Consider the following 21,609-nt stretch of genomic DNA (forward strand, 5'->3'; position numbering starts at 1 on the left):
GGCTTGAAACGGCACGTTTCCGTATGGCAAAAGGGCTATTCAGCCCCATATTCTTGCCCCTCCAACGATGGGAAGCTGATGCGTCTGCAGTACCCTTTCGCGGCCCTCGCCGCGCTCTTCTCGACGGCCGTTTTTGCCGCCCCCCAGCCCCCACAAACCCCGCCTCCCGCCTATACTTACGCGGACCTGGCGGACCTTTCGATCACCGCGCCGGTCATTGCTAGCGCAACCATCCGAGAGGCCATCAAGGTCAAGGGCGCACAGGCCGCCGATGTGCCTTCCGGCAAGACGCGGTTTTTTGTTCAGGCCGATATCGTCAGTTTGATTCGCGGCGAGGGCGGACTTGCCCAACAGGTCTCCTACGTCGTCGACGTGCCCCTTGATTCGCGGGGACGCGCACCCAAGCTGAAGCGCGCGCAGGTGCTGTTGCTTGCGCGCAAGGTCGCCGGCCGGCCCGGCGAGATTCAGCTCGTGGCCAAGGACTCCCAGCTCGCCTGGTCGGCACCGCTGGAGCAGCGCGTGCGCGCTATCGTGCAGGAAGCGGTGCGCCGAGATGCGCCGCCAGCGATTATCCGCATCGGCAGCGCCTTCCACGTCGTGGGAACGCTACCAGGAGAGGGCGAGACACAGATCTTCGTCATCGCGACCAACAATGTGCCGATCTCTCTCAGCGTCGTGCGCCGTCCGGGGCAGGAGCGCCATTGGGGCGTGGCGCTGGGCGAGATCGTCGATGAATCCGCGAGCCCGCCCGCGGCCGACACGTTGCTGTGGTACCGGCTGGCGTGCGGTCTGCCCCGGGCACTTCCCGCCGCGGCGCTGAGCGATGCGGAACCGGCTGCGGCGCAGGCCGCGCGCGAGGATTATCGCTACGTGCTCGAAAAGCTCGGCCCCTGCACCCGTACGCGGGTTAGCGGCTAAATCTGCAGGCGGCGCTCAGGCACCGCAAGGCGCCTGAGCTGCCGGCAGGTTCAGCACTCGAACGAGGCGATCTCGACGCCTACCGCCCTGCAGTCGGCATAAACGTCCGGCTTGCGTGTCGACACGCGCAGGCGAACGACGCCGCGGCGCGCGGCGATCAGATCATAGATCTCCCGCGCCAGCGTTTCCTGCAGGTTGAAGCGGCGCCCCTGCGTCACGCGGAGAATCTCGGTGCGCAGGAAATCATAGTTCCACGCCGCGGCCGCACTGTCTTCCGCCGCGAAATGTTCGGCATCGACCCAGACATCGACCGAAATCAGGAGGCGCTGCGGCGCCCCCACCTCGAAATCATGGAACCCAATGTCTACCGGCAGATCGAACGCCTCCAGGAAGATGCGGTGGCTGCGCGGGGCGAGGCCCTGAGGCACGATGCCGTCGAGCTTGGGCGGGGTGGTCATTCGGTCTCCATGAATTGAACGTCGCGGGGCAGCCCCAGGAAGCGCTGCCCGGCATCGATGGCGATGGTCTGGCCGGTAATCGTCGGCGTCGCGATCAGGAAGCGCAGCGCCGCGACGAGATCATCGACACTGACGCCGGTGCCGAGCGCAGTCATCCGGTGCGCCTTCTCGAAATTCTCGCGGCTCTGCGGGCCCGAGACCAAGGTGACGGCCGGCGCGATGCCGCACACCCGAATCCCGCGCGGCGCGAGCACACGGGCGAGCAGTTCGGTCGCGCCCGCCAGCGCCTGTTTCGACACCGTATAGGAAAAGAAGTCGGGATTGGGCTGCGCGAGCTTGGCGTCGAGCAGGTTGACGACCAGCGCGTGCTGCCCTTCGGGCACGGCGGCGGCGAAGCCGCGCGCCAGCAGCACCGGCGCGCGCACGTTCACCGCCATGTGGCGATCCCATTGCGCGACGTCGAAATCGCCGAACAGGTCGAGATCGAAGCGCGAGGCATTGTTGACGAGCAAGGCGGGCGGCGGCAGTCCGTCGAGCGCGGCCATCACCCGTTCCGCGCAATCCGGCTCGGCGAGGTCGGCGGACACCACCGTCGCCGCGCCCAGCTCAGCCGCGAGCGCCTCCGCCTCGGCGCGGCTGGCGTTGCAATGGATCAGCAGATGCCAGCCGTCCGCGGCGAGCGCGCGCGCCATCGCGGCGCCGATGCGCTTCGCCCCGCCGGTGACGACTGCCGTGCGTTCGCTGCCCATGCGGTGCCGCTAGACGGTTGCGCGCCCGCTGGGAAGGCGCTTCGCGCCGCGCGCGCCCGGCATCAGGCACCTGCGCTCGGCCGCGCCGCCATCGCGGCGCGCCAGCGGGCGACGCCCTCCCCCGCCCCATCGATGGGCAACCGGCCGACGGTGCCGAACTCCAGCGTCACGAACGCGGCGATATCGGCATAGCTCAGCCGATCGGTTGCCACCCATTCATGCGCGGCCAGCCGCGTTTCCAGCATGTCGAGAAAGCGGCCCCACATCAGCCCGGCGCGCGCGACCAACTCGGGGATCTGCGGCACCTCCGGCCAGCAACCAGGCAGCGCCTTGCCGGCGAGGCCGGGATGGCCGTTGCGGAACGCATAAACCGCCGCCGCATAGCCTTCACCATCGACCAGCCGCAGCACTGATTCGATCCGCGCAACGTCTCGCGGGTTGCCGCCGAACAGCGGCGGATCGGGGTGCAGCGCCTCGAAGAATCGGCAGATCGCCGACGATTCGAGGATCAGTTCGCCATCGTCGAGCTGCAGCGCGGGCAAAGTGCCGCGCGGATTGATCTCGAGAAAATCCATGGCCAGATGCGCGCCGCGGCGAATGTCGATGGAGACGCGCGGGACGTTCAGCGCCTTTTCCGCAAGATACATGCGGACGCGTCGCGGGCTCGGCGCCCAATCCGCATCGAACAATTTCATCGAAAATCCCCCTGATTTCGCTTTCCAAATCCCCACATGACGCTAAAGCGCGCCGCCGCCGAAATCGATCGGCACTGCCATTGAGGAGCGAACCGAACGTTGGTCAAGATCACCCCCCTGAGCGATGCCGATCCGTCGGCGGTGGACGCGCTGTTGGACGATGCCTTCGGCGCCGACCGACGCGGCCGCACCGCCTATCGGATGCGCGAGGGGACGCAGGCGATCGACCAGCTGTGCTTCGGTGCGTTCGAGGGTGACCGTCTGGTCGGCACGATCCAGTGCTGGCCGGTCTCGCTGCTGACGCCGCTGGGCGCACAACCGATGGTGATGGTCGGCCCGGTTGCGGTCGAGCCCGATCGCCAGCGCGACGGCATCGGCCGCATGCTGGTTGCTGCTTCGCTGGCGGCATCAGATGCGCGCGGCGGCGATGTGCTGATGATGATCGGCGATCCGGAATATTATGGCCGCTTCTTCGGCTTCAGCGCCGATGGCACCGCTTCGTGGGAGGTTCCTGGCCCGGTCGAGCGGCGCCGGCTGCTTGCGCGCGTGCCGGCGGGCACCGTAATGTCGGCGGTCGGCCGGATCGCGCCGCGGGTCCACGCCTGATTTCGGCGCGCAGGCGATACGGACCGGCGGACCCGCGCTTTGCGGACGCCGGCCGAATCGCCTAAGCGGCAGGCCATGCCGATGCCTCCTCTCCCCGATCTCTCCGGCCTGTCGCTTGCCGACATCGCCCGGATGGCCGCCGAACGCCGCTTGCCGCCGGTCGACCAATGGCACCCCGATCGCAGTGGCGACAGCGAGATGCGGATCGCGGCGGACGGTAGCTGGTACCATCAGGGCGATCGCATCGAGCGGCCCGAGATGGTCCGGCTGTTCGCCACCATATTGCGTCGGGAGGCGGATGGCAGCCATGTGCTGGTGACGCCCGCCGAACGCCTCTCCATCGCAGTGGAGGACGCGCCCTTCGTCGCGGTGGAACTCAAGAGCGAATGTGAGGGCGATGCGCGCCGGCTGGCATTCCGCCTCAACACCGGCGATCTGGTGATCGCTGGCCCCGCACACGAACTGAGCGTGGTCGAGCGCGAGGACGGGCCGCACCCCTATCTCCATGTGCGCGGCGGCCTGCGGGCGCTGATCGCGCGGCCCCTCTTCTACGAACTGGCCGAAATTGCCATCGCCGAGGGGCAGACGCCCGCCGGCGTGTGGAGCGACGGCGCCTTTTTCGCGCTGGAGCCGGTGGCATGACGCTTGCGGAACGGCTGCGGCTGGCGCTGGCGCGCGGTGGCGAACGCCAGACGATATTGCTGGAGGGCGATGTGCGCGATGCGCTGGTCGGCGCACGCGAAGTGATCGTGCCCGCGGCGGTGCTGGTCGCCGTCACCGACCGCGCCGAACCCGGCGTGATCCTGACCCAGCGCACCGCCACCTTGCGTCGCCACGCCGGTCAGATCGCCTTCCCGGGCGGCCGGGTCGATCCCGAGGATAGCGGCATCGTCGCCGCGGCGCTGCGCGAGGCGGAGGAAGAGATCGGGCTGCCCCGCTCGGCCGTCGAGGTGATCGGCGAGGCGGACGGCTATCGCACCGTCACCGGCTTCCAGGTGACGCCGGTGATCGGCGTAGTGGCGCCCGATCTGCCGCTGGTGCCGCATGAGGCCGAGGTTGCCGATGTGTTCGAGGTGCCGCTGTCGGTGCTGATGGGCGAGGCCAACTATATCGAGCAGGCGGTCGAGTGGCAGGGCCGCCAGCGTCATTATTACGAGCTGTCATGGGATGGCCGCCGCATCTGGGGCGCGACCGCGGGCATGCTGATCAATCTGGCGCGGAGGCTGGCATGGACGGCATGACCCTGCCCGAGATCGACTGGCGCACGCGCGAGGGCATGGCGGCGCTGCTCGATGCGCTCGGTGCGAACGAGGGCGACAGCCGCTTCGTCGGCGGCGCGGTGCGCGATGCGCTGCTTGGCGTCGATGCCAAGGATATCGACATCGCCACTCGGCTGAAACCGCCGCAGGTGCTCGACCGGCTGAAGCAGTCGGCGATCCGCGCAGTGCCGACCGGTATCGCGCATGGCACGATCACCGCGGTGCTCAAGAGCGGCCCGGTGGAAGTGACCACGCTGCGCCGCGACGTCGCCACCGACGGCCGACGCGCCACCGTCGCCTTTTCAGACGACTGGCGGGAAGATGCCGCGCGGCGCGATTTCACAATCAACGCGCTCTATGCCGATCCGGCCACGGGCGAAATCCATGATTATTTCGGCGGTCTCGCCGATCTTGGTGAGCGCCGCATCCGCTTCATCGGCGCACCGCTGGAGCGGATCGCCGAGGACCATCTGCGCATCCTGCGCTTCTTCCGTTTCCACGCGCGCTTCGGAATCGACCGCCCCGACGAGGACGGCCTTGCCGCCTGCGCCGCGCGTGCCAACGATCTGATGGCGCTCTCGCGGGAGCGGATCGCCGATGAGATGCTGAAGCTGCTTGCGGTCGCCAATCCGCAGCCGACCGTTGCGTTGATGATCGACCAGGGCATTCTCGCGCCGGTACTGCCCGAAATCGGTGCCGATGGTGCCGCGCGGCTCGGCCGTGTCGTCGCCGGCGAATCACGGGCGGGCATCGCCGCCGATCCGGTCCGCCGGCTGGCTGCGCTGCTGCCCGACGATCCCGCGGTCGGCGAGGCCGTCACCGCGCGGCTCAAGCTTTCCAACCAGAATCGCAAGCGGATCGCGGCTGCACTGGCGGGCGCGCCCGATACGCTGCCGGTCGAAGCCTTCGCCTATCGCACCGGTGTAGCCGGGGCGGTCGATCGGTTGCTGCTGCATGATGGCGCCGAGGCCGACATCCGCCGGATCTCCGGCTGGACGCCGCCGCGCCTTCCGATCGGCGGTGGCGCGATGGTCGCGCGCGGGCTTGCCGCAGGGCCGGTGGTGGCGCGCGCGCTGCAGACGGTGGAGCGCCAATGGGTTGCCGAAGGCTTCCCGCCAGCGGAGCGCGTCAATCTGATCGCGGATGAGGTCGCAGCAATGATCCTGGCCGAGGCGAGTGCCTGACCATCTCCTCCCGGGCTCGCTCCGGGCGGGTCTGCCTCAGTCGTTTCGCTTGGGGACGGTGAACCGTCCGCTGACGCGTCCGCCGCTGCTGCCCGTCACTCCGGGCGCGCCCGGGCTCGGTGCCGCGGCGCCGTCGACGACCGAGCGGCCGGTGTTGAGATCGATCACCAGCCGGCCGCCGCGGATCGTGCTCTGGCCCTGGGTCAGCACGACACCGCCCAGCATCGTGATCCGGCGCGCGTTGAGATCGTAGATCGCGAATTCGCCGCGCGCGGTTTCGGAGGCACTGCGCACGACGACACCGCCCGCGGCGTCGAGTCGCTGGACCTGGATGCCGTCATTGCTGGCATAGGCAACAGTCAGCCGCGCCGCGTCGAGTGTGAGACCCGCCTGGCGCACCTTCACATTGCCGGAGAAGATCGCGCGATCCGCACGGTCCTGCACCTCGATTCGGTCAGCGTCGACATCGACCGGCGCGTTCGAATCGTGCCCGCGCAGCGCTTGGCCAAGCGCCGGCGCGGCAATGGCAACGAGCCCCGCCGTGGCAGCGGAGGCGATGGCGAGGATCAAAGCGGAACGCATGGCGGTCATCTGCCCCGACGCTGAACGATGTGCAAGCGGGCACGGCCCTGCAAGGTCACCGTGCGTGCCTCAAGATCGGCGCGCATCTGCTCGGCACTGAAGGTGCCGAGCGTCATCGCGCCATCGACCGGGCCGGTATTGGTCACCTGGCGGGAGCGCAGATCGACGGCGACGTCGCGCGTGTCGAGCCGATAGCCGTCCGCCGCGCGCAATTGCACCGGTCCGTCGACCGCGACCTTTTCCGCATTCATGTCATAGCGGCCGCGCGGCGCGGTGACCGTAGCCGGGCCATCCTTCAGCGCCAGCTCCGCCGACAATTTCTCCAGCCGCACCACCGGATCGCGCGAGCTCGCCTGCACCGCCGAGCCGGCGCGCAACTGGAAAGCCTGCCCCTTGCTATCCTCGCCGCGATAGATCGCGGAGGTGACCTTCATCCGTTCCTTGGCGATCTCGACGCTGTCCTTGGCAAGGACAAAGCTCAGTTCGTTGCCTCGGGTAAGCGGCGCAATCGCCAGCACCGCGACGAGCGCGCCGATCGCCGTCGGGAAGATCACCCGGCTGACCGCGATCAGCCGGTCATGGCGGCTTCCCGGCGCGGCCCAGCGCTGCCTGAGGCTGCGCTTGCGAACGGCGATCTCGGACATGCGCGCCCCTCTGCCGATTACATGTGCGCGAAAATGTCGATCTCCGGCCAACCGGCGAGATCGAGTTCGGCGCGCGCCGGCAGGAAATCAAAGCAGGCCTGCGCCAGCGCGGTACGGCCCTCGCGCGCCAGCCGGCGATCGAGCTCCTCGCGCATCCGGTGGAGATAGCGCACGTCGGACGCCGCATATTCGCGCTGGGCCTCGCTCAGATCCGCGCCGCCCCAGTCCGACGACTGCTGCTGCTTGGAGATTTCCTGCCCGATCAGCTCACGCACCAGTTCCTTGAGGCCGTGACGGTCGGTGTAGGTACGCACCAGCCGGGATGCGATCTTGGTGCAATAGACGGGGGCGGCGACAACACCCAGATAATGGCGGATCGCCGCCAGATCGAAGCGCGCAAAATGATACAGCTTGAGACGCGCTGGATCGGCGAGCACCGCGCGCAGGTTGGGCGCGGCATAGTCGCTGCCCGGCCCGAAGCGGATAAGATGCTCGTCACCGCCGCCATCCGAGATCTGGACGACGCACAGCCGGTCGCGCGGGGTGATGAGCCCCATCGTTTCAGTATCGACGGCAACGGGCCCAGGCGCGAGCGCGCCTTCGGGCAGATCTTCTTCATGGAAATGGACGGTCATTTCGAACGCATAGGCGCGCGAACGGCACGGCTCAATGGCGAAGCATGTTTTTGCGGCATGTGCCCCGCAACACACCGCAGTCTCTGCGCCAGGGCTAAGCGGTTGCGTGTGCACAGACAAAGGCGCACACTCTGCAACCTGTTCTCAATCAGTGGGGCTCAATGATGACCGATCCTTATCGGGGACCGCAACCCTCCAGCGGGTTCGATCTCAATCAGCCTACGATTCTTTCGATTCTCTATCTCGCGGGCTGGCTGACCGGCGGTGTGACCGGCCTCGTCGCCGGCGTGCTTGCCTTCGTCTGGAAAGATCAGGCGAAAGCAGATTGGGAAAGAAGCCATTATTCCTATGCCGTCGTCACCTTTATCGGTGGCTTAAGCGGCCAGGTGCTCGGCTGGATTCTGACCGTGACCGTCATCGGCGCGATCATCGGCGTTCCTCTGCTGCTCGCTGCTTCGATCTGGGTGACGGTGCGCGCGGTGATGTCGCTGCTCAACGCGCAGAAGCGTTTGCCGATGCCAAATCCGCAGACTCTTTTGTTCTGATCGACAGCGGATTGAAATCATTCGCAACGCCGAGGTTTTTCCGCTAAGAGATTCGCAGGTGCGGCCGATTTTCCGCACCGGGAGGCATGCGACCGTCGTCCGGCGCAGGTTTTCAGTAATGAAGTGCGGGCGACCGGGAAAGTACAACAGGGCATGAGTTTCGACAGAGGACGCCGCGGGGATCGCGGCGGTCGCGGCAGGGACAAGCGCGACGGTTTCGGTGACGAGGGCGGCTTCGGTGGCGGCTTCGGCGGCGATCGCTTCGGCGGCGGTGGTGGTTACGGCGGCGGTTTCGGTGGTGGTGATCGCTTCGGCGGTGGCGGCGACCGGTTCGGCGGCGGCGGTGATCGCTTCGGCGGCGGCGGCGGTGGTGGTCGCGGCGGCTTCGGTGGTGGCGGTGGTGGTTTCGGCGGCGGTGGCCGCGGAATGCCGGCGCAGATCATCGGCGAAGGCAAGGGTGTCGTCAAATTCTTCAACGCTCAGAAGGGCTTCGGCTTCGTCGTTCGCGACGATGGTGGTGAAGATGTGTTCGTTCACATCAGCGCCGTCGAGCAGGCGGGCCTGACCGGTCTGGCCGAAGGCCAGCCGCTGGGCTTCACGCTCGTCGATCGCGGCGGTCGCATCTCCGCGACCGAGCTGAAGATCGACGGCGAACCGCTGCCGGTGACCGGTGGCGGCGCAGCAGCTCCTGCGGGTGGCGCCGGCGCCGCGCGCGGCGGGCCGCAGCGTCAGCTGACCGGCGAGAAGGCGACGGGCACCGTCAAGTTCTTCAACGCGATGAAGGGCTTCGGCTTCATCCAGCGCGATGACGGCCAGCCTGACGCGTTCGTCCATATCTCCGCCGTCGAGCGGGCTGGCATGACCAGCCTGAACGAAGGTGACCGGCTCGAGTTCGAGCTGGAGGTGGACCGTCGCGGCAAGTATGCCGCCGTCAACCTGAAGCCGCTGCAGTAAAAGCAGCCGGCTGACACGATTGCACCCCGGGCCGGCCCTCGGCCCGGGGTGCTTCGCGCTTGCCGCAAAGCGTTTTGCGCCATGGAGCGCCGGCTGCCCGTCGGTGTTCTGTGGCGCTTTGTTTTTGTGATGCGCGCCTTACCGTCCCGGTTACCGGCTACGCAAGTTCAACAGAAGTGCAGGAAACGCCGCGATATTTGAAGCGCGCCGGACGGCCTCTGCCATGAAGTGCGCTATTAGTTTCAAGCAACTCGATCGCGGCCGCTTTTTTTCTCGCCCCTCCGGGGAGAGAGAGCGCGGCGGCAGCCCCGCTCAAGCCATCCACGCTGTGCGAGTGCCACAGAGAGAAGTGCGAGAGACAGCTTTTGCGCGGCTCCCAGCACAAACGTGCGAATGCCGTAACCCCGCGCTCAGTCCCGGTCGATCGCGCTGTTCGTCCGGGTGTCGCGCATCGCCAGATAGACGATCAACGACAGCCCGATCATCCCGCTGACGTACCAGTAGAAGGCCTGTTCCACGCCCTCATCCTTCAGCTTCAGCGCGACGATTTCGGCGGTGCCGCCGAACAATGTGTTGGCGATGGCATAGGGCAGCGCGACGCCGAGCGCGCGGATATGCGCCGGAAACAGTTCCGCCTTCACGATGGCGTTGATCGCGGTGTAGCCGGTGACGATCACCAGCGCACCGACCACAAGCACGAACGCGATCCACGGATTGTCGGTACGTTCAAGCGTACGGAAGATCGGCACGGTCAGCAGCAGTCCCGCGATGCCGAACCCCACCATCAGCGGCTTGCGGCCAATCCGGTCAGACAGCGCGCCGGCCGCGGGCTGCAGGCACATGTAGATGAACAGCGCCCCCGTCATGATCGTCGTCGCGGTCTCGCGGCCGAACCCGGCGGTGTTGACGAGGAATTTCTGCATGTAGGTGGAATAGGCATAGAAAGCGAGCGTGCCGCCCGCGGTGAGCGCGATCACCGTGAAGGCCTGGCGCGGATGCAGGCGGAACAGCGCAAACAGCCCCGATCGCGGCGCCTCCTTCGCCTGTCCGCGCGTGAAATGCTCTGTCTCGATCAGCCCGCGGCGGATGCGGAAGACGACGATCGCCAGCACGCCACCGATCGCGAAGGGAATGCGCCAGCCCCAGCTTTCGAGTTGCAATTCGCTGAGCGCGAGTTGCAGCAGCATCAGCACGAACAGCGCCAGTAACTGCCCCATGATCAGGGTGACGTATTGGAAGCTGGAAAAAAAACCGCGCCGCTCCGGCGTCGCCATTTCGGAGAGATAGGTGGCGCTGGCACCATATTCGCCGCCGACGCTCAAGCCCTGCATCATCCGCGCAAGCGCAAGGATGATCGGCGCGCCCACCCCGATCGCGGCATAGCCCGGCGTGATCGCGATCAGCAGCGACCCCGCGCACATCAGGGTGATCGACAGGGTCAGCCCTGCCTTGCGGCCATGCCGATCCGCGAAAACGCCCATAAGCCAGGCACCGATCGGGCGCATCAAGAAGCCGACGGCGAAGATCGCGCCGGTCTGCAGCAATTGCGCAGTGCGATCGCCCTCGGGGAAGAAAACCGGCGCGAAATAGAGCGAGAAGGCCGAATAGACGTACCAGTCATACCATTCGACGAGGTTGCCCGCGGAACCGCCCAGGATCGATTTCAGCCGGCGCTGGCTGCTGATCCCCTGTTCCGTCATGCCGTCTCTCCCTGTCGCGCGTCGCGCCGCGGACCCTGCCCCAGCCGTCACCGCCGAGCAAGCAATGCCCCAAGTCGAAAAACCACTGGCCAAGCCTTGGACAATAGGGTTGCATATGCCCGCTGCATTGCAGCGTGAGCGCATCTAGGGGGTGCCGCGCGGATGGACCTTGGCGTCTGGCTGATACCGGTGATCGCAATGCTCGCCGCGGGGCTGTTCGCTGGCTTTGCCGCAGGACTGTTTGGCATCGGCGGCGGCTTTGTCGTGGTGCCGGCGCTGTTCCTCGTCCTGCCGTTGCTCGGCGGCGGCAAGGAGCATCTGGCGCATGTCGCGATCGGCACCTCGCTCGCCACCATCGTCGGTACCTCGCTGCGTTCGGTGCAGGCACATGCCCGGCGCGGTGCGGTCGATTTCGACATCTTGCGAAGCTGGGCGCCATGGATCGTGCTCGGCGTCGGCGCCGGCGTGCTGGTCGCGGACAGGGTCGACGGCACGATCCTTGCGCTGATCTTCGGCACCGGCGTGGCCGTGATGGCGATCCATTTCCTCGTGCCGATCCTCGCAGACCGGCGCATCGCTTCCGAGATGCCGGGCGGCTATGCCCGCGCTTCGATCGCGGGCTCGCTCGGCGCCTTCTCCTCCCTCCTCGGCATCGGCGGCGGCACCATCGCGATCATCGTCATGACGTTGTGCGGCAAGTCGATCCACCGCTCGATCGCCACCGCGGCGGGGATCGGTGCGATCATCGCGGTGCCGGGCATGATCGGCTTCGTCATCATCGGGCTGGGCGAGCCGGATCTGCCGGTCGGCACGCTCGGCTATGTCAACATCCCCGCGGCGCTGGCGATCATGGCGACCTCGATGCTGACCGCGCCGCTGGGCGTCGCCGCCGCGCACCGGCTGAGCCCGCCGCTGCTGCGCCGCAGCTTCGGCATCTACCTGCTTTTCGTCGGCGCAACGATGATCCGGAACGCGCTGATGGGCTGAACGCGAACGACAAGGGGGTTATCATGACGACAGGAATTACGAGACGTTCCCTGATCGGTGCCGCCGCGGCGGCGCCCGCCGCCGTGACGGTCGGCTCACGCGCCGCCGCGGCCATGATCGCCACCCCCGCCGTCGCCGCCGAATTCGGCGCGCCCACCGGCGTGGCGCTGCTTTCCCGCAACGAAAATCCCTATGGCCCCGCCCCCAGCGCCATCCGGGCGATGGCGGATGTCGCGGCGCGCGGCTGCTATTATGCCGATCGCGGCCTCACCAAGCTGACCGCGATGATCGCCGAGCGCCATGGCGTCTCGCCCGAGCAGGTCGTCGTCGGTTCGGGATCCACCGAGATCCTCTGCGCGATCGCGATGGCGTGGCGCGACAAGGGCAGCATCCTCTGCCCCGACCTGTTCTGGGATACGACCGCGGTCTATGCCGAGCGCAAGGGCGCGACATTGAAGCGCGTGGCGCTGGGCGCTGACATGGGCATCGATCTTGCCGCGCTTTCGGGCGGGATCGGCCCCGATGTCGGGCTGATCCACATCTGCAACCCCAACAACCCCACCGGCATGGTGCTGGACGGGGATGCGCTGCGCGGCTTCGTCCGCACCGCAGGCAAGTCCGCGACGGTGCTGGTCGACGAAGCCTATAATGAACTGACCGACCGGCCCGATGCGCGATCGGTGATGCAGCTGGTGCGCGAAGGCGCCAACCTGATCGTCTGCCGCACCTTTTCCAAGATCTACGGCATGGCCGGGCTGCGTATCGGCTATTCGATCTCCAGCGTCGAACATGCCGCGATCATCCGCGGCTGGCTGACCAGCTTCGGCGGCAACAGCGCCGGGCTGGCGGCGGCGATCGCCTCCTATGACGACACCGCCTTCACCACCATGTCACGCCAGCGCGTGATCGAGGCGCGCGGCATGATCCTCGATGCGGTGAAGGCCGCCGGGCTCACCGCCCTCCCCTCCGAGACCAATTTCGTGTTCGTGAAGGTGCCCGATGCGGAGAAACTGCAAAAGGCGATGGCGGCGCAGGGCGTGATGATCCGCGGCACCTATGGGCGCTGGACGCAATGGTCGCGAGTCTCGACGGGACGGATCGAGGATGTGCGGCGCTATGCCGCGGCGCTGCCCCGGCTGGTCAGCGCCTGAGACCATTTCCCCTCCCCGCGGAACGTTCTAGGATCATCCTCCGGCACGGCGCCGGCGCGGGAGGGATGATGGCTGACGCTGAGGGTGTGTTCGTCGGGGTCGGCGGCGGCAATCGCCAGATACTCAACTTCCGCCGCGCTAACCGCCACGGGCTGATCGCCGGCGCCACCGGCACGGGCAAGACCGTGACGTTGCAGGGGCTTGTCGAGGGCTTCTCGGGCGCGGGCGTGCCGGTGTTCGTCGCCGATGTGAAGGGCGATCTCTCCGGCCTCGCCATGGCCGGATCGCCGACCGCCAAGGTGCATGACGGTTTCGCCGCACGCGCGGCCGAGATCGGCGATGCGGACTGGCGCTATGCGGACAATCCCGTGCAGTTCTGGGATCTGTTCGGTGAACAGGGCCATCCCGTGCGCACCACCGTTTCCGAGATGGGGCCGCTGCTGCTGTCCCGGCTGATGGACCTCAACGACACGCAGGAAGGCGTGCTGACCATCGCCTTCCATGTTGCCGACAAGGATGGGCTGCTGTTGCTCGACCTTGACGATCTGCAGGCGATGCTCGCGCATTGCGCCGAGCGCGCGGCCGAACTGACCACCACCTATGGCAATGTCAGCAAGGCGACTGTCGGCACGATCCAGCGCTCGCTGCTCCAGCTCCGCAGCCAGGGTGGCGACCATTTCTTCGGAGAGCCCGCGCTCGACATTGCCGACCTGATCGCGCGCGACGACAAGGGCCGCGGCGTCGTCAACATCCTCGCCGCCGACAAGCTGATGGCGAGCCCCAAGCTCTATTCCACCTTCCTGCTCTGGCTGCTGTCGGAGCTGTTCGAGACGCTGCCCGAGGTGGGCGATCCCGAAAAGCCGAAGCTCTGCTTCTTCTTCGACGAGGCGCATCTGCTGTTCGACGATGCCCCCAAGGCGCTGCTCGACAAGATCGAACAGGTCGTGCGGCTGATCCGCTCGAAGGGCGTCGGTATCTATTTCATCACCCAGAATCCGGTCGACATCCCCGAGACCGTCGCCGGCCAGCTCGGCAACCGCGTCCAGCACGCGTTGCGCGCCTTCACCCCCAAGGACCAAAAGGCGATCCGCGCGGCCGCCGAGACCTTTCGCGCCAACCCCGGCGTCGACGTCGCCACCGCGATCATCGAGCTGAAGGTCGGCGAGGCCCTGGTTTCGCTGCTGCAGGCGGATGGATCGCCATCCCCCGTCGAGCGAACCTTGATCAAGCCCGTCGCCTCGCGCGTCGGCCCGGTCACCCCGATCGAGCGCGGCGTGATCCGCGAGACCGACGCAATCGGCGACAAATATGACGAGGCGATCGACCGCGAATCAGCCGAGGAACTGCTTTCCGCCAAGGCGGCCGAGGCGAGCGCCGCTGCCGCTGAAGCCAAGGCGGCAGCCGAACAGGCCAAGCTAGACGCCGCGCAGGCCAAGGAAGATGAAAAGGCCCGCGTCGCCGCCGAGCGTGAGGCGGCGAAGGCAGCCAAGGAGGCCGAACGTGCACGCCAGGTGCAGGAGCGTGAAGCCGCCCGCGAAGCCGCGCGGCGCGCCAAGGAGGCGGCAAAGCCGAGCCTCGCCGAGTCGATGATGCAATCCGCCGCGCGCTCGGCCGCCAGCTCGATCGGCCGCAAGGTGGCCGGCAATTTCGGTGCGCAACTGGTGCGCGGCCTGCTCGGCGGGCTGTTCAAGGGCCGGTGACCGGCATCGCGCCTCCACCGGGCGCGATGCCCTCAGACCTCGCCGACGATCTGCGCGATTTCCACCGGCGCTGGGCGACGATCCGGCCACCGCTGCGCCCCGACGCCGGGGTGGCCGCGATGGTCGCTTCCCTGCTCGACGAGATCGGTGCGCGCGAAGGCGACCAGCCGACCCTGCTGCTCGGCGTCACCCCTGAGCTCGCCGCCGTGCCGCGCCATCTGGTCGCGGTCGACTGGAGCCGGGCGATGGTCGACGCCGCCTGGCCCGGCAACGCGCCGCGGCGGCATGTCGTGATCGGCGACTGGAAGCGTATGCCGCTCGCCGATGCCAGCGTCGCCGCCGCGATCGGCGACGGCGTATTGTCGATGCTTAGCCTGCCGATGGAACAGCCCCTGCTGTTCGCACAGCTTCGCCGGGTGATCCGGCCCGGCGGGCGCATCATCCTGCGCTGCTTCGCCACGCCCGACCCGTGCGAGACCGTGGCGGCGGTGCGCGACGCCGCCTTCGCCGGCGGGCTCGATTTCCATGCCTTCAAGCAGCGCTTCAACATGGCGGTCAGCGTCGCGGACGGGCTGCCCAACATCAGCAGCGCGCACCTGTTCGACCGCTTCGAGGCGCTTTTCCCCGATCGTGCCGCGCTGGCCCGCGCGAGCGGCTGGAGCCTTGCGACGATCGCGGAGATCGATGCCTATCGCGGTTCGCGCTACGTCCATTGCTATCCGTCGCGCGAAACGGTGCTGCGGCTGGTGCCCGGCTGGGCGCGCGCGGTTCGGTTCGTCGAGACGGCGGGTTATCCGCTCGCCGAGCGCTGCCCGCTGCTGGTGATCGACCTGCCATGACGCCCGATCCGCGCCTCGGCCAGATGCGCGGCGATATCGCCGGCAGCCGCTGGCCGCCCTTGTTCAGCAGCCGCGCGGCCTCGCTCGCGGCGCTGCTCCACCAGCTCGATGCCGGCCAATGGCTCCCCACCGACGAGATCGCCGCGCGGCAGCGCGCGCAGCTCGGCATCGTCTCGGATCATTTCGCGCACCATTCGCCGCGCTTCGCCCGCCGGCTGGCCGAAGCCGGGCTCGACGCCGCGGCGCTGGCGCGGCCCGCCGGCCTCGCCGCGCTGCCACCGCTGACCCGGCGGATGGTGCAGTCGAGCAGCGAGCCGATCCACATCGATCAAGTGCTGCCGGGCCATCAGCCGGTGCGCACGGTCAACACCTCGGGCTCGACCGGTGAGCCGGTGATCGTCCGCCGCACCGCGGTCAACCAGCTTCACTGGCTGGCGATGACGATGCGCTATCATCTCTGGGCCGAACCCGATTTCACCGGCCGCCTCACCGCGATCCGCGCGAATATGGTCAATTGCGGCGAGGACAGGGATTGGGGCGTGCCCGCCAACCTGTTCTTCGACACCGGCCCCGGGCTGCGCATCGACATCCAGACCGACATCCGCGCGCAGCTCGACATGCTGCTGCGCTTCCGCCCGTCGAGCGTGGTGATCTATCCCAGCAACCTCGCCGCGCTGATCGACGAGGCGGATGCGCAGCGCGCCGACCTGTCCTTCGTCGCGCGCTGGCGGACGTTGGGCGAAACGCTCTCCCCCGACCTGATCGAGCGCGTCGAGAGCCGCGGGCAGGGGCGGGTGTTCGATTGCTATTCGTCCGAGGAGATGGGCTATCTCGCGCTGCAATGCCCCTCGGGTAGCGGGCTCTATCATGTGATGGCGGAGACAGTGATCGTCGAGATCGTCGACGAGGCCGGCCGCGCCTGTGCGCCGGGGGAGCGCGGCCGGGTGCTGGTGACCGACCTGCACAACCATGTCACGCCGATGATCCGCTACGACATTCGCGACCATGCCGAGGCCGGCGCCCCCTGCCCCTGCGGCCGCGGCCTGCCGACGATCCGCCGCATCCTCGGCCGCGAGCGCAACATGATCGTCAAGCCCGACGGCAGCCGCCACTGGCCGCTGACCGGCTACAAACAGTTCCGCGAGATCGCGCCGATCCGCCAATATCAATTCCGCCAGCACGAGATCGACCGCATCGAGGTGCGGCTGGTGACCGAACGCCCGCTGACCGGCGACGAGGAAGCGGCGCTGGTGGCGCATCTCCACTGGAAGCTGCAGCACCCGTTCCGGATCGAGTTGACCTATTTCGAGGGGACGCTGCCGGTGGGGCGGAACGGGAAGTTCGAGGAGTTTTTGTCGCTGTTGTGAGGGGGGTTAAGGCGTCCGCCCCAAGTCACCGCTCGCCCTCCCCCATCCGTTCGCCCCGAGCGCAGTCGAGGGGATGTTCGAGCGAAGCCGAGAACAGAGACCCGCTCGGAGCGTGTCCCCTTGCCGTCTCGGCTTCGCTCGACGGCCCCCTCGACTTCGCTCGGGGCGAACGGGGCGGGGATGATATGTTCTTCCCTCACCCACCCCATCACCATCCATCCCATTCCCTGGTCGAGCGACATCGGTGGCCCGCTCCACCACCGTCCCCATTGCCACCCCGCGAAGTTTCGTGCGTAACGGCCGCATGACCACGGGAACCAAAACCAGCCTGCCCGAACTCACGATCCGGGGCATCATCCTCGGCGGGGTGATCACCTTGTTGTTCACCGCCGCCAACGTCTATCTCGGCCTCAAGGTCGGGTTGACCTTCGCCACCTCGATCCCCGCCGCCGTGATCTCGATGGCGATCCTGCGGCTGATCGGCGGGTCCAACATCCTCGAGAACAATATCGTCCAGACCATCGCCTCGGCGGCGGGCACGCTGGCGGCGATCATCTTCGTGCTGCCCGGCCTGATCATGGTCGGCTGGTGGCAGGGCTTCCCCTATTGGACGACGGTCGCGGTGTGCGCGATCGGCGGCATCCTCGGCGTGATGTATTCGGTGCCGCTGCGCCGCGCGCTGGTGACAGGGTCGGACCTGCCCTACCCCGAAGGCGTCGCCGCGGCCGAAGTGCTCAAGGTCGGCGCCGGTACCGAGGCGGGGGCCGAGGAGAATGCCAAGGGGCTGCGCGCGATCCTGTTCGGCGCGCTGGGTGCCGCCGGCTTTTCACTGCTCGCCGCGATGAAGCTGGTCGTTGCCGAACTGACAACCGCCTTCCGCGTTGGCGCGGGTGCCAGCGGCGCCTCCACCAGTCTCGGCATGGCATTGATCGGCGTCGGCCACCTCGTCGGCCTCACCGTCGGCATCGCGATGCTGGTCGGCATGCTGACCTCCTGGGCGGTGCTGGTGCCGATGCTGACCTGGGGGCAGGTGCCGGCCGGCGCCGACGTCGCCGCGCTGGTCGGCGACACCTTCCGCAACCAGGTGCGCTTCATCGGCGCGGGCGCGATGGGCGTCGCGGCGATCTGGACTTTGCTCAAGATCCTCGGGCCCATCGCTGCCGGCATCCGATCGGCGATGGCCGCCGCCGAGGCGCGCCGCGCCGGCGGCGTGCTCGACCTGACCGAACGTGACCTTCCGATCGGCATCATCGGCGGGGTCATCCTCGCCTCGCTGCTGCCGATCGCCGGACTGCTGTGGATGTTCAGCGCGGGCACGCCCATCGCCGACCATGCCGGCGGCATCATCGCCGGCACGCTCGTCTATGTGCTGCTCGTCGGCGCGATCATCGCCGCGGTGTGCGGCTATATGGCGGGCCTGATCGGTGCCTCGAACAGCCCGGTGTCGGGCGTCGGCATCCTCGCCGTGCTCGGCGCAGCGGTGCTGCTCGCGCTGCTGTACGGCACCGGCGGCGATCCGGAGACCAGCGCCGCGCTGGTCGCCTATGCGCTGTTCACCACCGCGATCGTGTTCAGCATCGCCACCATCTCCAACGACAATCTGCAGGATCTCAAGACCGGCCAGCTTGTCGGCGCGACGCCGTGGAAGCAACAGATCGCGCTGATCCTCGGCGTGATCTTCGGATCGCTCGTGATCGCGCCGGTGCTCGACCTGCTCAACACGACGATGACGTTCGAAGGCGCACCCAACGCCAAGGAAGGCGCGCTCGCGGCGCCCCAGGCGGCGTTGATCTCGGCGCTCGCCAAGGGCGTGCTGGGCGGCGACATCCGCTGGGATCTGATCGGCTATGGCGCGCTGATCGGCGTCGCGGTGATCGCGATCGACGAACTGCTCGGCCGCTTCACCGCCAACCGCCGCCGCCTGCCGCCGCTCGCGGTCGGCATGGGCATCTATCTGCCGATGGCGCTGACCCTGCTGATCCCGATCGGCGCGCTTATCGGCAAGCTCTACGAGAATTGGGCGAAGCGCCAGGCCAATCCCGAACTCGCCGAGCGGCTGGGTGTGCTCGCCGCGACCGGGCTCATCGTGGGCGAGAGCCTGTTCGGCGTGACCTTCGCCGGGCTGGTCTATCTGACCGACAGCGATGCCCCGCTGGCGGTGGTCGGCCCGGCGTTCGAAGGGACGGCGATGTGGCTGGGGCCGCTGCTGTTCGTGGCGACGATCTTCGGGCTGTACCGTCTCACGCGGAAGATGGCGCGGGGCTAGTTTCTTCCTCCCCGGCGCGCAGCGTCGGGGAGGACAAGAGATTGCCTTACCGCGCGGGCGTTGCCTGCCACATCGCGGGGAAGGTCGCCTTCAGATTGGCCACTTTGGGCGCATCGTTGATGCGGATATAGGGGTGGCTCGGGTTCCGGTTGAGGAAGTCCTGGTGATAGGCTTCCGCCGCGTAGAAGCGCCCGCTTTCGATCTTCGTCACGATCGGCCGCTTGTAGGAACCTGCCGCGCCGAGCTGCGCGATATAGCGGGCCGCCACCGTTTTCTGCGCTTCACTCTGCGGGAAGATGGCCGAGCGATAGCTGGGGCCGGTGTCCGGCCCCTGGCGGTTGAGCTGGGTAGGATCGTGCGCGACCGAGAAATAGACCTGCAGCAATCGGCCATAGCTGATCACCTGCGGGTCATAGACGATGCGCACCGCCTCGGCATGGCGGGTACGTTCGGTGCTGACCTGGTCATAGGTGGCGGTGTCAGCGCTGCCGCCGGCATAGCCCGATTCGACGCGTCGAACGCCCTTTACATGCTGGAACACGCCTTCCATGCCCCAGAAGCAGCCGCCGGCGAGGATCGCGGTCTGCAGCCCCTTCGGCGGATCGATATCGACGCGGGGCGGGGCGATTGCTATCGCCGCCTCGGCGTGCGCGGGCGCCGGGCTGGCGCCCTCAAAAAGAACCGCGCCAGCCCCAAGGGCGAGCGCGACGATGGCTGTGGTGGATGCAACTGCGGCCTTCATGCCTCTAACTCCGTACCTCGCCCATCGGAACGGCGATCGTCGAAGCTACGCATGAAGCGATGTGGCGGACGCAGCGGCGCCCGCCCGTTCATCAGGCGATATGCTCGACCGCGGCGTGGATCCGCGCCTTGAGTTCCGCCTTCTGATCGGCCGGCTGCAGCGCGACGAGCGCGACGGCAGCGACGACGAAGCCGCTCATGAAGTGCCGGAAAAAGTCGGACCGGATAACATTACGCATAACCAGAAACCTCATTTTGGCTTTCGCCGCATCAATCCCGATACGACTCACCCTATCTCTGTCCCGAGAGATCGTCTGTGCGACCCGTCACATGGTGGCGGGTCGCTGAATACGTGTTGAACCGTCGCTTCGCCTTCGGTTCAGCGAAGCGCGGCGCACGCCTCCGCGATGCGGTTACATGCTTCGGTGAGGATCGCTTCCGACGTCGCGTAGCTGACGCGGAACGCCGGCTCGACGCCGAACGCGCCGCCATGCACCGCCGCGACCCGGCCGATATCGAGCAGATAGCCGATCAGCGTCTCGTCGGTGTCGATCTTGAGACCGTCGGCGGTCGATTTGCCGATCAGCCCCGACACTTCGGGATAGACGTAGAAGGCGCCCTCCGGCGTCGGGCAGGTGATGCCGTCAATCGCGTTGAGCATGCTGACCACGAGATCGCGGCGCTTCTGAAAGGCGGCCGCACGATCCTTGAGGAACCCTTGGTCGCCGTTCAGCGCCGCTGTCGCCGCCGCCTGCGCGATCGAGCACGGGTTCGAGGTCGACTGCGACTGCAGCTTGGCCATCGCCTTGATCAGCCAGGTCGGGCCGCCGGCGAAGCCGATGCGCCAGCCGGTCATCGAATAGGCCTTGGAGCAGCCGTTGACGGTCAGCGTGCGATCATAAAGATCGGGGGCGACCTCGGCGATCGTCGCAAACTTGAAGTCGTCATAGACGATATGCTCGTACATATCGTCGGCCATGATCCAGACATGCGGATGGCGGCGAAGCACTTCCGCCAGCGCCTTCAGTTCGTCCGCCGAATAGGCGGCGCCGGTCGGGTTGCTCGGCGAGTTGAGGATCACCCAGCGCGTCTTCGCGGTGATCGCGGCGTTGAGCTGTTCGGCGGTGATCTTGTAATTCTGGTCGGCGCCCGCCTTCACGAACACCGGCACGCCGCCGGCGAACTGGACGATATCGGGATAGCTGACCCAATAGGGCGCCGGGATCACGACCTCGTCGCCCGCGTCGATCGTCGCGACCAGTGCGTTGAACAAGGTGTGCTTGCCGCCCACGTTCACGCTGATCTGGTTCGCGGCATAATCGAGGCCGTTGTCGCGCTTGAACTTGGCGGAAATCGCCGCCTTCAGCTCGGCGGTGCCATCGACATTGGTGTATTTGGTCTTGCCCGCGCGGATCGCCTCGATCGCGGCTTCCTTGACGAAATCGGGCGTGTCGAAATCTGGCTCACCCGCGCCCAGACCAATGACGTCGACGCCTTTCGCCTTCAGGTCCAGCACGCGGCTGGTCATCGCAAGGGTGGCGGACGGCTGGATACGGTCCAGCGCGGCAGAGGTCGTGCGCATGGTGTGCTGCCTTGGCTTGGGTGATTTCGCGCCGGCTCATAGGCGCC

The 21,609-nt window shown here is 67.4% G+C and carries 23 protein-coding genes; 13 read left to right on the forward strand and 10 right to left on the reverse strand.

From position 1 onward, the window contains the following. Positions 1-78 precede the first annotated feature (78 nt). Positions 79-918 (forward strand): hypothetical protein, encoded by an 840-nt coding sequence (locus tag FHS96_RS28285; protein WP_429599880.1) that lies wholly within the window; start codon positions 79-81, stop codon positions 916-918. Positions 919-968: 50 nt separating this feature from the next. Here FHS96_RS28285 and FHS96_RS28290 read toward each other — a convergent pair whose 3' ends face one another. The 3 genes from FHS96_RS28290 to FHS96_RS28300 all read right to left on the reverse strand — a co-directional run bounded on the left by FHS96_RS28290 (position 969) and on the right by FHS96_RS28300 (position 2,820). Beyond that, positions 969-1,376 carry a dihydroneopterin aldolase gene (locus tag FHS96_RS28290; protein WP_429599883.1) on the reverse strand — a complete coding sequence of 136 codons (408 nt, stop codon included), beginning with the start codon at positions 1,374-1,376 and terminating at the stop codon, positions 969-971. Next, positions 1,373-2,125 carry an SDR family NAD(P)-dependent oxidoreductase gene (locus tag FHS96_RS28295; protein ID WP_429599885.1) on the reverse strand — a complete coding sequence of 251 codons (753 nt, stop codon included), beginning with the start codon at positions 2,123-2,125 and terminating at the stop codon, positions 1,373-1,375. The genes FHS96_RS28290 and FHS96_RS28295 overlap by 4 nt, the downstream gene beginning before the upstream one ends. Before the next feature lie 62 nt (positions 2,126-2,187). After that, positions 2,188-2,820, reverse strand: a complete 633-nt coding sequence (locus FHS96_RS28300) for a glutathione S-transferase family protein (protein ID WP_429599888.1) — start codon at positions 2,818-2,820, stop codon at positions 2,188-2,190. Positions 2,821-2,919: 99 nt separating this feature from the next. Between FHS96_RS28300 and FHS96_RS28305 the strand changes: the two genes are divergently transcribed. The 4 genes from FHS96_RS28305 (at position 2,920) to FHS96_RS28320 (ending at position 5,869) form a co-directional block, all read left to right on the forward strand. Then, positions 2,920-3,426 carry a GNAT family N-acetyltransferase gene (locus FHS96_RS28305; protein WP_429599891.1) on the forward strand — a complete coding sequence of 169 codons (507 nt, stop codon included), beginning with the start codon at positions 2,920-2,922 and terminating at the stop codon, positions 3,424-3,426. 75 nt (positions 3,427-3,501) lie between these two features. Next, complete coding sequence (locus FHS96_RS28310) at positions 3,502-4,068, forward strand: DUF1285 domain-containing protein (RefSeq protein WP_429599894.1); 567 nt, start codon at positions 3,502-3,504, stop codon at positions 4,066-4,068. Next, complete coding sequence (locus tag FHS96_RS28315; protein WP_429599897.1) at positions 4,065-4,667, forward strand: CoA pyrophosphatase; 603 nt, start codon at positions 4,065-4,067, stop codon at positions 4,665-4,667. The genes FHS96_RS28310 and FHS96_RS28315 overlap by 4 nt, the downstream gene beginning before the upstream one ends. Further along, positions 4,655-5,869: a CCA tRNA nucleotidyltransferase gene (locus tag FHS96_RS28320; RefSeq protein ID WP_429599899.1), complete on the forward strand. Its 1,215-nt coding sequence runs from the start codon at positions 4,655-4,657 to the stop codon at positions 5,867-5,869. The genes FHS96_RS28315 and FHS96_RS28320 overlap by 13 nt, the downstream gene beginning before the upstream one ends. A 36-nt stretch (positions 5,870-5,905) precedes the next feature. Here the strand turns inward: FHS96_RS28320 and FHS96_RS28325 are convergent, their stop codons facing one another. From FHS96_RS28325 to FHS96_RS28335, 3 genes are read right to left on the reverse strand one after another with little or no spacing between them, the layout of a single operon-like run. After that, positions 5,906-6,451 (reverse strand): LptA/OstA family protein, encoded by a 546-nt coding sequence (locus FHS96_RS28325; RefSeq protein WP_429599902.1) that lies wholly within the window; start codon positions 6,449-6,451, stop codon positions 5,906-5,908. A gap of 5 nt (positions 6,452-6,456) precedes the next feature. Beyond that, a complete protein-coding gene (lptC, locus tag FHS96_RS28330; protein WP_429599905.1) occupies positions 6,457-7,095 on the reverse strand; it encodes an LPS export ABC transporter periplasmic protein LptC in 639 nt (212 codons plus the stop codon). Positions 7,096-7,112: 17 nt separating this feature from the next. Continuing rightward, positions 7,113-7,730, reverse strand: coding sequence for a ribonuclease D (locus FHS96_RS28335; RefSeq protein ID WP_429599908.1), 618 nt, complete (start codon positions 7,728-7,730; stop codon positions 7,113-7,115). A 164-nt stretch (positions 7,731-7,894) separates the two neighbouring features. On the opposite strand from FHS96_RS28335, the gene FHS96_RS28340 reads away from it, so the two are divergent. Next, positions 7,895-8,275, forward strand: a complete 381-nt coding sequence (locus tag FHS96_RS28340) for a DUF4870 family protein (protein WP_429599911.1) — start codon at positions 7,895-7,897, stop codon at positions 8,273-8,275. A gap of 153 nt (positions 8,276-8,428) precedes the next feature. Continuing rightward, entirely contained in the window at positions 8,429-9,229 is an 801-nt protein-coding gene (locus FHS96_RS28345) for a cold-shock protein (protein WP_429599914.1), read from the forward strand. 410 nt (positions 9,230-9,639) lie between these two features. Here the strand turns inward: FHS96_RS28345 and FHS96_RS28350 are convergent, their stop codons facing one another. Beyond that, a complete protein-coding gene (locus FHS96_RS28350) occupies positions 9,640-10,929 on the reverse strand; it encodes an MFS transporter (RefSeq protein WP_429599916.1) in 1,290 nt (429 codons plus the stop codon). 162 nt (positions 10,930-11,091) lie between these two features. Between FHS96_RS28350 and FHS96_RS28355 the strand changes: the two genes are divergently transcribed. From FHS96_RS28355 to FHS96_RS28380, 6 genes are all read left to right on the forward strand, one after another. Beyond that, a complete protein-coding gene (locus tag FHS96_RS28355; protein WP_429599919.1) occupies positions 11,092-11,916 on the forward strand; it encodes a sulfite exporter TauE/SafE family protein in 825 nt (274 codons plus the stop codon). A gap of 23 nt (positions 11,917-11,939) precedes the next feature. Then, positions 11,940-13,067 (forward strand): pyridoxal phosphate-dependent aminotransferase, encoded by a 1,128-nt coding sequence (locus FHS96_RS28360; RefSeq protein WP_429599922.1) that lies wholly within the window; start codon positions 11,940-11,942, stop codon positions 13,065-13,067. A 68-nt stretch (positions 13,068-13,135) separates the two neighbouring features. Next, positions 13,136-14,767, forward strand: coding sequence for a helicase HerA-like domain-containing protein (locus FHS96_RS28365; protein WP_429599924.1), 1,632 nt, complete (start codon positions 13,136-13,138; stop codon positions 14,765-14,767). Positions 14,768-14,793: 26 nt separating this feature from the next. Further along, complete coding sequence (locus tag FHS96_RS28370) at positions 14,794-15,606, forward strand: class I SAM-dependent methyltransferase (protein ID WP_429599927.1); 813 nt, start codon at positions 14,794-14,796, stop codon at positions 15,604-15,606. Next, entirely contained in the window at positions 15,603-16,973 is a 1,371-nt protein-coding gene (locus FHS96_RS28375) for a phenylacetate--CoA ligase family protein (protein WP_429599930.1), read from the forward strand. Before FHS96_RS28370 ends, FHS96_RS28375 begins: the two co-directional genes overlap by 4 nt. Positions 16,974-17,277: 304 nt before the next feature. Beyond that, positions 17,278-19,239 (forward strand): OPT family oligopeptide transporter, encoded by a 1,962-nt coding sequence (locus FHS96_RS28380; RefSeq protein ID WP_429599932.1) that lies wholly within the window; start codon positions 17,278-17,280, stop codon positions 19,237-19,239. A gap of 46 nt (positions 19,240-19,285) precedes the next feature. Here the strand turns inward: FHS96_RS28380 and msrA are convergent, their stop codons facing one another. The 3 genes from msrA to FHS96_RS28395 all read right to left on the reverse strand — a co-directional run bounded on the left by msrA (position 19,286) and on the right by FHS96_RS28395 (position 21,562). Further along, positions 19,286-19,981: a peptide-methionine (S)-S-oxide reductase MsrA gene (gene msrA / locus FHS96_RS28385; RefSeq protein WP_429599935.1), complete on the reverse strand. Its 696-nt coding sequence runs from the start codon at positions 19,979-19,981 to the stop codon at positions 19,286-19,288. Between the two features lie 91 nt (positions 19,982-20,072). Beyond that, positions 20,073-20,219: a hypothetical protein gene (locus FHS96_RS28390; RefSeq protein ID WP_429599937.1), complete on the reverse strand. Its 147-nt coding sequence runs from the start codon at positions 20,217-20,219 to the stop codon at positions 20,073-20,075. Positions 20,220-20,359: 140 nt separating this feature from the next. Continuing rightward, the gene (locus FHS96_RS28395; protein WP_429599940.1) at positions 20,360-21,562 is read right to left on the reverse strand and encodes a pyridoxal phosphate-dependent aminotransferase; all 1,203 of its coding nucleotides are present in this window, start codon (positions 21,560-21,562) and stop codon (positions 20,360-20,362) included. Positions 21,563-21,609: the final 47 nt, after the last annotated feature.

Source organism: Sphingomonas zeicaulis (assembly GCF_050433225.1).
GTDB classification, from domain to species: domain Bacteria; phylum Pseudomonadota; class Alphaproteobacteria; order Sphingomonadales; family Sphingomonadaceae; genus Sphingomonas_D; species Sphingomonas_D zeicaulis.